This window comes from Celeribacter sp. SCSIO 80838, from assembly GCF_056498065.1.
The window spans coordinates 1917374-1931588 of sequence record NZ_JAZKMA010000001.1; the positions used below are offsets into that span (position 1 = coordinate 1917374).

The window sequence follows — 14215 nt, forward strand, 5'->3', positions numbered from 1 at the left end:
CCGGCGTTACAAAAGTGTATCTGCAAAACATGTTTTTGCAGGAAAGGAGCAAGGGAAAATGGAGTTCGGACTCGTTGAGCTGTCGCGTCTGCAATTTGCGATGACAGCCATGTACCATTTCCTCTTCGTGCCGCTCACGCTTGGTCTGTCGATCATCGTGGCGATCATGGAGACGGTCTACGTCATGACCGGCCGGCCTATCTGGCGGCAAATGACGAAATTCTGGGCAACTCTGTTCGGGATCAACTTCGTGCTCGGTGTGGCCACCGGGATCACGATGGAATTCCAGTTCGGCATGAACTGGTCCTACTACAGCCACTATGTCGGCGACATCTTCGGCGCACCGCTCGCCATCGAAGGGCTCATGGCCTTCTTCATGGAAGCGACCTTCGTCGGTCTGATGTTCTTCGGCTGGGACAAGATGTCCAAAGTCGCCCATATGATCGTCACCTGGCTGGTGGCCATCGGCTCGAACTTCTCCGCGCTCTGGATTCTCATCGCCAACGGCTGGATGCAAAACCCGGTCGGCGCCGAGTTCAACCCGGACTCGATGCGCATGGAGATGACCAACTTCTTCGACGTGGTGTTCAACGAAGTGGCTCAGGCCAAATTCGTGCACACCGTCTCCGCTGGCTACGTGACCGCCTCGGTCTTCGTGCTGGGCGTGTCGTCCTGGTATCTGCTCAAAGGGCGTCACACGGAACTGGCCCGTCGCTCCATCGCGATCGCTGCCGCTTTCGGTCTGGCGTCGGCCTTCTCCGTGGTCATTCTGGGCGACGAGTCGGGCTATAACGCCACGCACACCCAGAAGATGAAACTCGCGGCCATCGAAGGCATGTGGGAAACTCAGGAAGCGCCTGCCTCCTTCACCCTCATCGGCATCCCGGATCGGGAAGCGCGTGAAACCCATTACGCCATCCACATCCCCTATGCGATGGGCCTGATCGGCACCCGCTCTCTCACCAATGAGATCCCGGGCGTGGATCAGCTTGTGGCCGAGGCCAACGAGAAAATCCGCTCCGGTATCATCGCTTACGATGCGCTGATGACCATCCGCGAACAACGTGACGCGACCCCGGCTGAGGTGCGTGCGACGTTCGAGGAACATTCCGCCGATCTCGGTTTCGCCATGCTGCTCAAACGCTATGTGGACGATCCGCGTCAGGCCACCGACGAGCAGATCGCCATGGCCGCCGACGACACCGTGCCGGGCGTCGGGCCGCTGTTCTGGGCCTTCCGTCTGATGGTGGCTCTGGGCTTCAGCTTCATCGCCGTGATGCTCTACTTCTTCTACCGGGCATCTTTCCGGGGCATGAAATTCCCGCGTTGGGCGCTGCGTCTTGGCGTGATCATCATCCCGACCCCGTGGATTGCCGCGGAGCTCGGCTGGTTCGTGGCGGAATTCGGGCGTCAGCCCTGGACCGTGGACGGCGTGCTGCCGACGGCCCTGTCTGCCTCGCACCTGTCGATCACCGATCTGCTGATCACTCTGGCTGGCTTCGTGATTTTCTACACGGTGCTGTTCATCATCGAGATGGGCCTGATGATCAAATACATCAAAAAAGGACCGTATATCGACGTTGCCGAAACGGATGAATGGATGAAACGCCATGAAGCCCGCCTCAGCGCCGATGATGCGACCCTCAAGCCTGCGGAGTAACGAACGATGATCCTGCATGAATTCATGACTTTCGAAGTCCTTCGCGTGATCTGGTGGCTGCTCCTGGGCGTCCTGCTGATCGGTTTCGCGCTGACCGACGGGTTCGACATGGGCGTCGGTGCCCTCTTGCCCTTCGTCGGCAAGACCGACATCGAACGGCGCATCGTGATCAACACCATCGGCCCGGTCTGGGAAGGCAACCAGGTGTGGTTCATCCTCGGCGGTGGCGCGATCTTCGCGGCATGGCCGCCGCTCTACGCGGTGTCCTTCTCCGGCTTCTACCTCGCGATGTTCCTGATCCTCGCGGCCCTCATCCTGCGTCCGGTCGGTTTCAAATACCGCTCGAAACGCGAAGGGGCCAAATGGCGCCGGAACTGGGACTGGGCGCTCTTCGTGGGCGGTGCCGTACCGGCTCTGGTCTTCGGTGTCGCGGTCGGCAACGTGCTGCAAGGCGTGCCGTTCCACATCACCCCCGATCTGCTGATGCCCCGCTATGACGGCAACGCCATCATGAAGCTGCTGCGTCTGCTCAACCCCTACGCGCTTCTCGCCGGTGTGGTCTCCCTCTCCATGCTCCTGATGCATGGTGCGGCCTGGCTCGGCCTGAAAACCGAAGGGGCGGTCCAGCAACGGGCCCAGAAAATCGGCACCGTCGCCGGCATCGTCGCCGCCGTGGCCTATGCTTTGGCCGGTGTCTGGCTCGCCTTTGGCATCAAAGGTTACCAGATCGTCGGTGAGGTGGTGAAAGACGGTCCGTCGAACCCGCTTCTTTCCGAGGTCACCCATGGTGGGTCCTGGATGCAGGCCTATTCGGACCGCCCGTGGATCGCCATCGCGCCGGTGCTGGCTTTCATCGGCATCGCCATGGCCGTGATGGGCCTGCGCAAGGGCAAGGAAGTCTCCACGCTCCTGTGGTCGAAACTCGGCATCTTCGGCATCATCTCTTCGGTGGGCCTCACGATGTTCCCGTTCATCCTGCCCTCCACCGTCGATCCGAACAGCTCGCTCACCGTCTGGGACAGCTCCAGCTCGCACCTGACCCTGTTCGTGATGCTGATCTGTGCCATCATCTTCGTGCCGATCATCCTCGCCTATACCGCATGGGTCTACAAAGTGCTCTGGGGTAAAGTCACCGAGGAAGAGCTCGAAACCAACGCTCAAAGCTACTGAGAAAGGAGCGACCTATGTGGTATTTCGCCTGGATCCTTGGGCTTCCGCTCGCCGCCCTGTTCGCCGTTCTGAACGCGATGTGGCTTGAGATGCGCGAAGACGCGCGCCTCGCAGACGAGCACGACGACACCGCCTGATCACGTCCCTTCTTCAGGTGGCATTGCCCCGGGGATGTCGTTCCACCATCCCCGGGGCGCCTAAATACCTGTTCCGCCCGCTGCCCGGTGGGCGGAATTTTCCGCACCAAAAAATATGCATACATATGCATGCGAATATATGGAGAGAGACATGCACTCACCCAATTCCCCCGCGGTGAACCGCCGGGGCTTCCTGGGCCTTGCCGCTGGCGCGACCGCGCTCGCCGCGACCTCCGGTGAAGCCCGCGCGGCCTCCGTCAAGACCAGTGCCAAGATCGTCATCATCGGCGCAGGCGCCGGTGGCACCGCGCTGGCCAACCGTCTTGTCGAACGCCTCGACGGTGCCGACATCACCCTGATCGATCCGCGTAAAGCTCACCTCTATCAGCCGGGCCTCACGCTCGTCGCCGCCGGTCTCAAACCCGCCGATTACGTGCTCTCCGAGACCACCGACTGGTTGCCCAAAGGCGTGACCCTCATTCAGGAAAAAGCCGCCGCCATCGACCCCGTCGCGAAAACCGTATCGACCGAGGGCGGTCAGACGCTCTCCTACGATTTCCTCGTCGTGGCCCCCGGTCTGATCCTCGATCACGACGCCATCGAAGGCTTCTCGCTCGACATGGTCGGCCAGAACGGCATCGGTGCGCTCTATGCGGGCCCGGAATATGCCGCCAAGACCTGGCAGGCCGCGTCGAAATTCATCGAAGAGGGCGGTCACGGCATCTTCACCCGTCCCGGCACCGAGATGAAATGCGCCGGTGCGCCCTTGAAACACACTTTCCTGATCGACGACCGCCTGCGTCGTGCGGGCAATCGCGGCAAGGCCGAGATCACCTATGGCGCCCATGACGGCGCGCTCTTCGGTGTGCCGATCGTGTCCGAGAAAGTGCGCATGCTCTTCCTCGACCGCGAGATCGCGCCGGTGTACCAGCACACGGTGAAATCCATCGACGCGGGCGCCAAGCGCGTGACCTTCAACACCGCCGAGGGCACAGAGGAGATGGACTATGACTATATCCACCTCATCCCGCCGCAACGCGCCCCCGAGGTGATCCGTCAGTCCGGCCTGTCCTGGGCCGACAAATGGACCGATCAGGGCTGGGTCGAATGCGACATGGCCACGCTGCAACACCTGCGCTATCCGGACATCTGGGCGCTTGGCGACGTCGCCGGTGTGCCGAAAGGCAAAACCGCAGCCTCCGTCAAATGGCAGGTGCCGGTGGTCGAGGATCAGATCGTTTCCGCCATCGCAGGCACCACGCCGACCGAGACCTATGGCGGCTACACCTCCTGCCCGATGATCACCAAGATCGGCCGCGCCATGCTGGTGGAATTCGATTACAACAACAACCTCGTGCCCTCCTTCCCGGGGATCATCCCGCCGCTTGAAGAGCTGTGGATTTCCTGGCTGATGAAAGAGGTTGCGCTGAAAGCCACCTACAACGCCATGCTGCGCGGCAAGGCCTGAGGAGAGAGCGACATGAAAGATCTTACGTTTCAGACCCTGATTGCCGTCTTCGAGGAAATCTTCGGGCGTGGCCTGTTCTGGGCCATGGTCGTCGTCGCCGCCGTGGTGACGCTGGCCTATCTCTATGTGCTGATCCGCGACCGTGCGGTGAGCTGGCGCAAATTCCTCTGGGCGCAGCTTTCCATGCCGGTCGGTGCGGTTCTGGCCGTGTGGTTCGTCATGGCGATGACCCATTCCGCGCCCTCCGACATCGGTGGCGGGATCGACCTTATCGTCTTCCTCGGCGTCGCCGTTTTGGGTGCAATCGGCATGGCTATTCTGGTCTACACCATCCAGTCCCTCGTCAAGCCGCCGAAGGCTGTGACCGAATCCTGAGGGTCGGTTCGTTCCGTTCGACCCGATGGGCGGGCGTCCCCGGTGTGCGGACCGGGGGCGCCTGTTTTTTGCCTGTCTGGTTTTTTGCCTGTCTGGTCTTTTGTCTGTCTGGTTTTTCGTGCGCAGGGCCATGGTTGCAAGGTCCGCCCGGGTTGCGGGCCGTGTCGCTTGAGACTAGTCTGCGCACCAGACGAGAGGCAAAGCGCCCTCGATCATGGAGATTGGATGTTAGAGCTTGTGTGATAAGGCTCTCTGACCCTCAGAGAGCCGTGTGAACCCAAAGCCACCGGGGTGCATCTGCATCCGGGCGTTTTTTCACATCTCAACGCATGAGACATCCATGAATATCTCAAAACACGAACAGCGTGCGCTGCACGTTCTGGCTCTTGGGGGCCATCTTCGCCATGAACGAGCGGAGGGCACGAGGATCACCTCTGTCACCTGCGTGACGCGTGAGGGGCTGGTCCTGTCCGGCTTCGACCTTACCCTCTTTCACAAACCGCGTCGCAAGCGCCTGATCGAAAGCCGGTCGGGGCATCCCTGCCGCATCCCGATACGCGGACGCCTGCCCGTGCGGGCACAGCTCGGCCACACAGGGCAGGACAACACAGGACACGAAAACACAGGGAGCATGACATGCTGATCCGCACCGAAACCGAAATCGACATCCCGGCCATTCGGGAGATCGTGACCGAGGCCATGCGCCTCTTGCCGCAATCCACCGGCACGGAGGCGGAGATCGTCGACCGGCTGCGGGCGGCGGATGCGCTCGCCCTGTCGCTCGTCACCGAAGAGGCGGGCAGGCCGCAGGGCTATCTCGCGGTCTCCGAGGGGCAGATCGGGGCGGAGCGGGGCTGGGCCGTGATCGGTCCGCTGGCCGTCCTGCCGTCGCGCCACGGCGAAGGCATCGGCAGTGCGCTGATGGCGGAGGCGCTCCGACGTCTGTGCCGTCGCTATAAGGGCGCGGTTCTGGTCGGTGAGCCGGGCTATTATGGGCGTTTCGGTTTTCGGGCCGTGCCGGGGCTGACGGTTGGGGAGTGTCCGCCGCGCTACATTCAGGCCCTGCCGTTCGGCGACGCCATGCCCCGCGGCGAGGTGATCCATCACGCGGCCTTCGGGCTGGAGCAGCCGCTCTGACATCTCACCGGGCCGCGCGATCTGTGCGGCCCGGGTCGAACTGCGCGCCGGGGACCGCGGGGGTGCCGGGGTCCGACAAAAGTCCGACATAAATCCGACGCTTTGCCGACAGGCATTTTTAGCCGTTTGGCGTCCGTCATGTCGCGCGTACTTCTGCTGTGGCGTGTGACGGAAGGGGCGTTTCACTTTACATCGAGAGGCGGCTCCGGTAATCGCGAAGGCGACTTGGGTTAGGGCCGTAAACGTATGTGTGACACCTCCATCATCATCCCGTGCCGCAACGAGGCGGAGAACATCGGGGCGCTTCTCGATGAGATCGTGGGCGCCTGCACGGAGATCGGGCCGTATGAGATCCTCGTGATCGACGATGCCTCCGACGACGGCATGGCGGATATTCTGGCCCAGCGGATGCGGACGATGCCGCAGCTTCGGGTGATCCGGCACGACCGTTCCGGCGGGCAATCGGCCGGGGTCCATTCCGGTGTGCGGGCGGCGCGGGGCACGGTGTGTTGCACGCTCGATGGCGACGGGCAGAATCCCGGCACCGAGATCCCGAACATGATCGCGCCGTTTTCCGGGCCGAATGGCGCGCGTATTGGCGTCGTTGCCGGTCAGCGCGTCGGGAGACAAGACACGTTTTCAAAGCGTTACGCCTCGAAATTCGCCAATGCGCTGCGCGCGAAGATTTTGAAGGACGGCACGCGCGACACCGGGTGCGGGCTCAAGGCGTTTCGCCGCGACGATTTTCTGGCGCTGCCCTATTTCGATCACATGCACCGCTATCTGCCGGCGCTGTTCGCCCGCGATGGCTGGGAGGTTGCGCATGTCGACGTGTCGCACCGGGCACGCGGTGGCGGGCGGTCGCATTATTCGAACCTGCAACGCGGGCTGGTGGGGATTGTCGACCTGATGGGCGTGGCCTGGCTTTTGAAACGCCGCAAGAAGTCGCGCCCGACCGAGGTGGTCGTGGACCGCGCGGAGGGCTGAGCCGATGCAATGGTTGATGACGATCCTGCATGTGGACACGACGGCGGAGCTTTGGTGGGTGCTCTTCGGGCTGTCGGCGCAGCTCATGTTCACCGCACGTTTCCTGTTGCAGTGGATCGCCTCCGAGCGGGCGAAGAATTCGGTGATCCCGATTGCGTTCTGGTATTTTTCTCTCGTCGGCGGACTGATGCTGTTTGCCTATGCGCTATATCGCAAGGACCCGGTCTTCGTGCTGGGCCAGTCGCTTGGCGTGATCATCTATTCCCGCAATCTCTGGCTGATCTATGCAAACCGACGCGCGACAAAAGACGCCGATTAAGGGCTGGTTGCCGCAGGCATTGGTCTTTGTCACCGTGGCGGTTGGGCTGCGGCTTATGGCACTGGCTTTCGACGGGACGGACCTGTTCGTCGATGAGGTGCAATATTGGTTCTGGGGCCAGAACCTCGATTTCGGCTATTATTCTAAACCGCCGCTGATCGGTTGGGTGATCCGTCTGGTCACCGATCTGGCGGGCTCCGATGCGGCCTTCTGGGTGCGGATGCCCGGAGCGGTGCTGCACGGCATCACGGCGCTTTTGCTTGGGGCGCTCGCGGCGCGCGTTCAGGGGCGCGCTGCTGCGCTTTGGACCGTGGCGATTTACCTGAGCCTGCCGTTCGTGGCGCTTGGCTCGGTGATGATCTCCACCGACACCGTCATGGCACCGTTCTATGCCGCCGCTCTGCTGTTCTTCTTTCGCACCGCTGAGACGCGCCGGGCAGGGGATGCGCTCGCGGTCGGTCTCTTCGCCGGGTTTGCCTTTATGGCGAAATATGCGGGGATTTATTTTCTTGTGGGCTCGGCGCTCGTGATGCTGAGCCAGCCTGCGCTGCGCCCCGGTTGGCGCAATCTCGGGCTGATGATCCTGGCTTTCGCGGTCGTGATCTCGCCGAATGTGCTCTGGAACCTGTCGCATGACCTGACCACCGTGGCGCATACGATGGACAATGCCGGTTGGGTGCGCGATGGCGCGGCGTTCGATCTCGGTTCTCTGGCGACCTTCCTCGCCAGCCAGTTCGGGGTGTTCGGCCCGGTGACCATGGGTGCACTGATCCTCGCCTATTTGCGCCCGCGCGGCGGGCTGCGTCCGGCACTGGTGCTGTTCTCTCTTCCGGCGCTTGTGGTGGTGAGCGTGCAGGCGCTGCTGGATCAGGCCTATGCCAACTGGGCAATCGCGACCTATTTCGCGGGCACGATCCTTGCGGTTACCGTCATGACACGGTTCTGGCGGATCGTGGCGCTGTCGCTCAATTTGGTGCTGTCGCTGAGCCTGCCGGTGCTGATCGTGCTCGCGCCCTGGCCGGAGATCGGCGGCAAGCCGGTTCTGGAGCGCTATCTCGGTCGCCATGCCCTCTCGGAGAGCATTCTCGATCTGGCGGAGGAGCTTCCGGTCGTGACCGGCAATCGCGATATTCTTGCCGATCTGTTCTACACCGGGCGGGAGCGTGAGGTTGCGCTTTATGCCATGCCGGAGACCGGGCGCGCGTCGAGCTATTATGCGCAGAACCAAGCGCTGCCGGACAGTATCACCGGTGAGGTCTTGGTGGTCGTGACAGGGACATTGCCCTGTGATGCCGCGCCCCTCGAAGGGCTCGATCTGAGCGGAATTTATGCCGGTCGTCGGGTAAAGATCGGGCGAGTCGCAGCGGAGTGCTTGCGCGAAACCCCGTAAATATGCGCTCAGCGCGCCTATCCTCGGGGGCTCTGGTGAGTTTTGGGACTGATCTCCGCGATGGATCGCAGAGTGTCAGTGGCCGGTGGATTTAAGGACGACGGTGATCGTGCGCAGGATCAGGGCCATATCGGCCAGAAAGCTGAGCTTGCGATCATAGAGATTGTCGTAACGCACACGGGCGACAAAGCTGCTTTCGCCACGACCGGACACCTGCCAGACGCCGGTTAGGCCGGGACGGAGCCGGAAATAGGCCTCCCCCTTGGCGGCTTCGTACATCATTTGCTGCGCGGGCAGAAAGGGACGGGGGCCGACAAAGCTCATATCGCCTTTGAAAATGTTCAGAAGTTGCGGCAGTTCGTCGAGTGAGGTTTTGCGGATGAAATGGCCGATTTTCGTGATCCGGGGGTCGTGGCGCAGTTTCTGGTAGGTCTGCCATTCCTCCGCGATCGCGGGGTTTTCCCGACACAGTTTGACCAGCAGTTCGTCGGCATTGATATGCATGGAGCGCAGTTTGTAGAACTGGAATACCTTGCCGTTCCGACCGACCCGGCTCTGGGCATAAAAGGCGGGGCCGCCATCGAGTTTGACGAAAGCGGCCAGGATGAGGATCACCGGCAGCACCATGGGCGTGACCAACAGCAAAAACAGAATGTCGAACGTGCGTTTTCCCAGGCTGCGGTAAAAGGAGAAGGTCACCGGCGTGGCGGAGGAGACATTTGTCGTTGATGCGAAGTCTTGATTGGACTTGGAAACATATGTCATTTTTCAGCCTTTAAATCGTTATGCGATCAATCGTTCAGTTGCAGGATCGTCCCGCCTTTCCGTCCTCTGGAGGCGCAGGTTACGAGCAGCCATGCTGCACTGCGTAATCTACCTTAGCGTGTTTTTGTCACGATCATATGAGAACAACGTTTGAGCGGAGGATAATTAACGTCAGGCGATACATTTTTTATCGTTTCGGCAATTTTATGCCGAAAATCAATGGGAAAATGAGTGGTTTGTGACCAGATCATGGTTAACGACCGTGCCGTAAAGATGATCCGAAGCAGGTGTGCGATTCGGTGCGGCGGAGAAGATGTCGCGTGGGCGCGCTGGGAGTGCTGCGTTGCGGCGTTTGCGCGCGCGGACTTCCGGCATGAGAGAGGGGCCAGAGAGATGACCGCAATCCGGGCGAATGTCCTGTCATATTTTCCGATCAACAGTATACTTGCGTATGGTAAGGAATTTGCTACATATGCAATAAATTGAATGTCAGGTCCGCGCCTGAGGGGGCAAAGACCGTTTCTCAGAACAGAGGTCCAAATGCGCCGCGCCTTTATGCTTACGATGACGCTTCTGCCGGGAATGGTCCTGGCCGGAAGTCCCGCCCTGTCGGAAACCCTCACGCTGTCGCCACAAACAGTGACGGAGTGGAAGCCGGTGTATGCCGAAGTCGAGACCCGGGATCAGGTTCCGGCGCGTGCGCGGATCGGGGGAACGATCACCACGCTGGACGTGACCGAAGGCGATCTCGTGACGGCGGGTCAGCGCGTCGCGTTGATCGAAGACACCAAGTTGCAGTTTCAGATCGAGGGCATCGACGCGCAGCTCACCTCCTATGCCTCCCAGCTTGAAAAAGCGCAGGACGATCTGACCCGCGGTCAGTCCCTGTCCGAGCGCGGGGTGATTTCGACTTCGAGCCTTCAGGCGCTTCAGACCAATGTGAATGTGCTGGAGGGGGAAATCACCGCGCTGAAAGCCGACCGTCAGGTCGTTTCGCGCCAAATCGAGGAGGGCGAGGTGCTTGCCCCCAAGGACGGGGTGGTGATCGACGTGCCGGTGTCGCGCGGGGCGGTGATCATGTCGGGCGAGGAGGTGGCGACCATCGCCGCAGGCAACGCCTATCTGCGTCTCGGGGTGTCGGAGCGCTATGCCGACAACCTCAAGGAAGGCGATGCGATCGAGATTTACGAGACCGGCGGAACCCGTGAGGGCAAACTGGCCAAGATTTATCCGCTGATCGAAAGCGGCCGGGTCGAGGCGGATGTCGAGGTCGAGGGGCTGGACGCCAGCTTCATCGGTCGCCGGGTTCAGGTGCGCTTGCCCGTCGGCAGTCATGAGGCGCTTCTGGTGCCGCTGGCGGCGCTGTCGCAGGAAGGCGGGCTCGATTTCGTCACGGTCGAGACCCATGGCCATGCTTCTGAGCGCGTGGTCGTGCCGGGCAATACGGTGCATCTCGAAGATGGCGACTATGTGGAAATCCTGAGCGGGCTGTCTGTCGGCGATGTGGTGGTGACGTCCCATGAGTAATCCGCACGGACCGACGGGCTCGCTCGGCATTGCCGGGCGGTTGACCCGTTCTTTCATTCTCTCCCCATTGACCCCGCTGTTCCTCTTGGCCGCTCTGGCCGTGGGGATGATCGCGCTGATCTCTCTGCCGCGCGAAGAGGAGCCGCAAATCTCTGTGCCCCTCGTGGACATTCACGTCAGCACGCCGGGCCTCAAGGCACAGGACGGGCTGAAGCTTGTGACCGAGCCTTTGGAGACCATCGTCAAGGGCATCGATGAGGTCGAACACGTCTATTCCCAGAGCAATGACGACACGGTCATGGTCACCGCCCGCTTCGAAGTGGGTGTTCCGTCCGAGACCGCCATCGTGCGGGTGCGCGACCGGATCATGGCGAATTACGACCGGCTGCCGGTCGGGATCGAGGAGCCTCTGGTGGTCGGGCGCGGCATCAACGATGTCGCCATCGTGGCGCTGACCTTCTCGCCCAACGACAACAACCCGGACATGAATGCGGCCGATCTCACCCGTGTGGTGAAAGAGGTCGAAACCCGTCTCGCGCAGATCGAGAACGTCGGGCTGACCTATGTCATCGGCGGCACGGACGAGGCGCTGCGCGTCGCCCCCGATCCTGAGAAACTTGCGCTTTACGGCATCACCGTGCAGCAGCTCGTCTCCAAGGTGCAGGGCGCGAACTCCGCCGCCCCGACCGACACGATCCGCGATGGCGGCGAACAGATCGGCCTGATCGTCGGCAAGACGCTGACCACGCCCGAGGAGATCGGCAATCTCGAACTGACCGCTCGTGACGGGCGCACGGTCTATGTGCGCGACGTCGCCGATGTCGCCTTCGTCTCCGATCTCGACGAGCAATATGTTGCGACCCTGACGCGCGAAGGCGCGGAAGAGGCGGGGGAGGGCGAACACGCGACCGTCGATCTCGACGCGCCGATTGTCCGCCGTCCGGCTGTGACGCTGGCGATTGCCAAACGGGCAGGCGCCAACGCCGTGATCGTGGCCGATGAAATTCTGCACCGGGTCGAGGCGATGAAGGGCGAAATCATTCCCGACAGCGTCTCTGTCGAGGTGACCCGCGACTATGGCGAAACCGCCAATGAAAAGGCCAACGAACTGCTGTTCCACCTGGGGCTTGCGACGCTCTCCATCGTCGGCCTTGTGCTGATCGCCATCGGCTGGCGCGAAGCCATCGTGGTCGCCATCGTGATCCCGGTGACCATCCTTCTGACGCTCTTTGCCTCTTATATCATGGGCTATACGCTCAACCGCGTGTCGCTTTTCGCGCTGATTTTCGCCATCGGGATTCTTGTCGACGACGCCATCGTGGTGATCGAAAACATCGCGCGGCACTGGGGGCTGAAGCGTCCGGGGCAGAACCGGTTCGGGGCCGCCGTGGCCGCCGTGGCCGAGGTCGGCAACCCGACCATCGTCGCGACGCTCACCGTGGTGGTGGCGCTTTTGCCGATGCTGTTCGTGTCGGGCATGATGGGCCCCTACATGTCACCGATCCCGGCGAACGCTTCGGCCGCGATGATCTTTTCCTTCTTCGTGGCGGTGATGATCACGCCCTGGCTCATGCTGAAAATCGCGGGCCGGGCGGAGCTGCATCATGACGGCGAACATGCGGAAGGCGAGGTGCCCGGTGGCAAGCTCGGCAAGTTCTACGCCCGTATTGCGCGCCCGATCCTGCACACAAAAGGCCATGCCTGGATCTTCCTGATCGTCGTGATCGTGCTGTCCTTCGGCTCGCTCGGCGCGCTTTATACCAAGCATGTCACGGTGAAACTCCTGCCGTTCGACAACAAATCCGAGCTGTCCGTGATGATCGACCTGCCCGAGGGCTCCTCGGTCGAGGCGACCGATGCGGTGGCGCAGGAGGCGGGACGTCTCGCCATGACCCTGCCGGAGGTGATCTCGGCCCAGACCCATGCGGGCACGCCGGGGGCGTTCAACTTCAACGGCCTCGTGCGGCACTACTATTTGCGGGAATATCCGCAGATGGGCGAAGTGCAGATCAAGCTCCTGCCGAAAGGCGAGCGGGACCGGACCTCGCATGACATCGCGCTTGAACTGCGCCAGATGCTGCTCGAGGGCATCACTGTGCCGCCGGGTACGGCGATGAAAGTGGTTGAACCGCCGCCGGGGCCGCCGGTGATCTCGACACTTCTCGCCGAGGTCTACGGACCCGATCCGCAGACCCGTCGCGACGTGGCCGACAAGGTGCGCGAAGCTTTCGAGAGCGTCGACTTCATCGTCGACACCGACGACAGCTATGGCGAACAGGCGCGCCGTGTGCGGGCCGAGATGAAGCCGTCGGACCTCAATTTCTATCAGGTGGCCGAATCCGATGCCGCGGACACGATGCAATATCTCAACAGCTATACGACGGTGGGCTATTCGCATCGCGGCGAAGGGCGTCGTCCGATCCCGATCGTGGTCGGGCGGGACAAATCCGATCGCGTGATGGATGCGGCGGCGCTGTCGACGCCGGTTCCGGCCGATGCGCTGCCCGGCGGGCGTGGCGTGGTCGAGCTCGGTGATGTGATGGAACTGACGGAGGAGAAAACTTCCTACCCGATTTTCCGGCACAACGGTTATGACGCGGAAATGGTTCAGGCCGAACTGGCCGGGGCCTATGAGGCGCCGCTTTACGGCATGCTGGCCGTGGCCGACAAGCTCGACGAGATGGACTGGCCCGAGGGGATGAAACCGGAGATTTCGTTGCACGGTCAGCCGACCGATACGTCGAAGCCGGTGCTTTTGTGGGATGGCGAGTGGGAGGTGACTTGGGTCACGTTCCGCGACATGGGGGCGGCCTTCGGTGTGGCGCTTCTGGGGATTTACATCCTCGTGGTGGCGCAGTTCGGCTCCTTCCGCCTGCCGCTGGTGATCCTGACGCCGGTGCCGCTGACCTTCCTCGGCATCATCATCGGGCACTGGCTGTTTGGCGCGCCATTCTCCGCGCCGTCGATGATCGGTTTCATCGCTTTGGCGGGGATCATCGTGCGGAACTCGATCCTGTTGGTCGATTTCATTCGCAATGCCGATGATCAGGGTAAGGTGACGGAGGAGATACTGATCGAGGCCGGTGCGACGCGGTTCAAGCCGATCCTTCTGACCGCAGTGGCGGCGATGATCGGTGCGGCGGTGATCCTTGCCGATCCGATCTTCCAGGGGCTCGCGATCTCGCTGTTCTTCGGGCTTCTGACCTCGACCGCTTTGACGGTTCTGGTGATCCCGGCGATCTATCGCATCTTCAAGATGTAAGAGCGGCAGAGCTGACAA

At 61.8% G+C, this 14215-nt stretch carries 13 protein-coding genes; 12 read left to right on the forward strand and 1 reads right to left on the reverse strand.

Going from position 1 to position 14215, the window contains the following annotated elements; translation table 11 throughout:
- Positions 1-58: 58 nt before the first annotated feature.
- The 10 genes from V1475_RS09640 (at position 59) to V1475_RS09685 (ending at position 8643) form a co-directional block, all read left to right on the forward strand.
- The gene (locus tag V1475_RS09640) at positions 59-1660 is read left to right on the forward strand and encodes a cytochrome ubiquinol oxidase subunit I (protein WP_434288320.1); all 1602 of its coding nucleotides are present in this window, start codon (positions 59-61) and stop codon (positions 1658-1660) included.
- Between the two features lie 6 nt (positions 1661-1666).
- Positions 1667-2830 carry a cytochrome d ubiquinol oxidase subunit II gene (gene cydB / locus V1475_RS09645; RefSeq protein ID WP_479412578.1) on the forward strand — a complete coding sequence of 388 codons (1164 nt, stop codon included), beginning with the start codon at positions 1667-1669 and terminating at the stop codon, positions 2828-2830.
- A gap of 14 nt (positions 2831-2844) precedes the next feature.
- Positions 2845-2967: a cytochrome bd-I oxidase subunit CydX gene (gene cydX / locus V1475_RS09650; protein ID WP_066708555.1), complete on the forward strand. Its 123-nt coding sequence runs from the start codon at positions 2845-2847 to the stop codon at positions 2965-2967.
- A gap of 151 nt (positions 2968-3118) precedes the next feature.
- On the forward strand, positions 3119-4435 hold the full coding sequence (locus V1475_RS09655) for an NAD(P)/FAD-dependent oxidoreductase (RefSeq protein WP_434288316.1): 1317 nt from the start codon (positions 3119-3121) through the stop codon (positions 4433-4435).
- A gap of 12 nt (positions 4436-4447) precedes the next feature.
- Positions 4448-4810, forward strand: coding sequence for a DUF5368 domain-containing protein (locus V1475_RS09660; RefSeq protein ID WP_479412579.1), 363 nt, complete (start codon positions 4448-4450; stop codon positions 4808-4810).
- Positions 4811-5150: 340 nt separating this feature from the next.
- Positions 5151-5453: a YjhX family toxin gene (locus V1475_RS09665; RefSeq protein ID WP_479412580.1), complete on the forward strand. Its 303-nt coding sequence runs from the start codon at positions 5151-5153 to the stop codon at positions 5451-5453.
- Complete coding sequence (locus tag V1475_RS09670) at positions 5447-5947, forward strand: GNAT family N-acetyltransferase (protein WP_479412581.1); 501 nt, start codon at positions 5447-5449, stop codon at positions 5945-5947. Before V1475_RS09665 ends, V1475_RS09670 begins: the two co-directional genes overlap by 7 nt.
- Before the next feature lie 246 nt (positions 5948-6193).
- Entirely contained in the window at positions 6194-6934 is a 741-nt protein-coding gene (locus V1475_RS09675) for a glycosyltransferase family 2 protein (RefSeq protein ID WP_434288309.1), read from the forward strand.
- A 4-nt stretch (positions 6935-6938) separates the two neighbouring features.
- Positions 6939-7253, forward strand: a complete 315-nt coding sequence (locus V1475_RS09680; protein WP_479412582.1) for a lipid-A-disaccharide synthase N-terminal domain-containing protein — start codon at positions 6939-6941, stop codon at positions 7251-7253.
- The gene (locus V1475_RS09685; protein ID WP_479412583.1) at positions 7219-8643 is read left to right on the forward strand and encodes an ArnT family glycosyltransferase; all 1425 of its coding nucleotides are present in this window, start codon (positions 7219-7221) and stop codon (positions 8641-8643) included. The genes V1475_RS09680 and V1475_RS09685 overlap by 35 nt, the downstream gene beginning before the upstream one ends.
- A 75-nt stretch (positions 8644-8718) precedes the next feature.
- Here the strand turns inward: V1475_RS09685 and V1475_RS09690 are convergent, their stop codons facing one another.
- Complete coding sequence (locus tag V1475_RS09690) at positions 8719-9408, reverse strand: sugar transferase (protein WP_479412584.1); 690 nt, start codon at positions 9406-9408, stop codon at positions 8719-8721.
- 540 nt (positions 9409-9948) lie between these two features.
- On the opposite strand from V1475_RS09690, the gene V1475_RS09695 reads away from it, so the two are divergent.
- Positions 9949-10935, forward strand: a complete 987-nt coding sequence (locus tag V1475_RS09695; protein WP_479412585.1) for an efflux RND transporter periplasmic adaptor subunit — start codon at positions 9949-9951, stop codon at positions 10933-10935.
- A complete protein-coding gene (locus tag V1475_RS09700) occupies positions 10928-14197 on the forward strand; it encodes an efflux RND transporter permease subunit (RefSeq protein ID WP_479412586.1) in 3270 nt (1089 codons plus the stop codon). Before V1475_RS09695 ends, V1475_RS09700 begins: the two co-directional genes overlap by 8 nt.
- Positions 14198-14215: the final 18 nt, after the last annotated feature.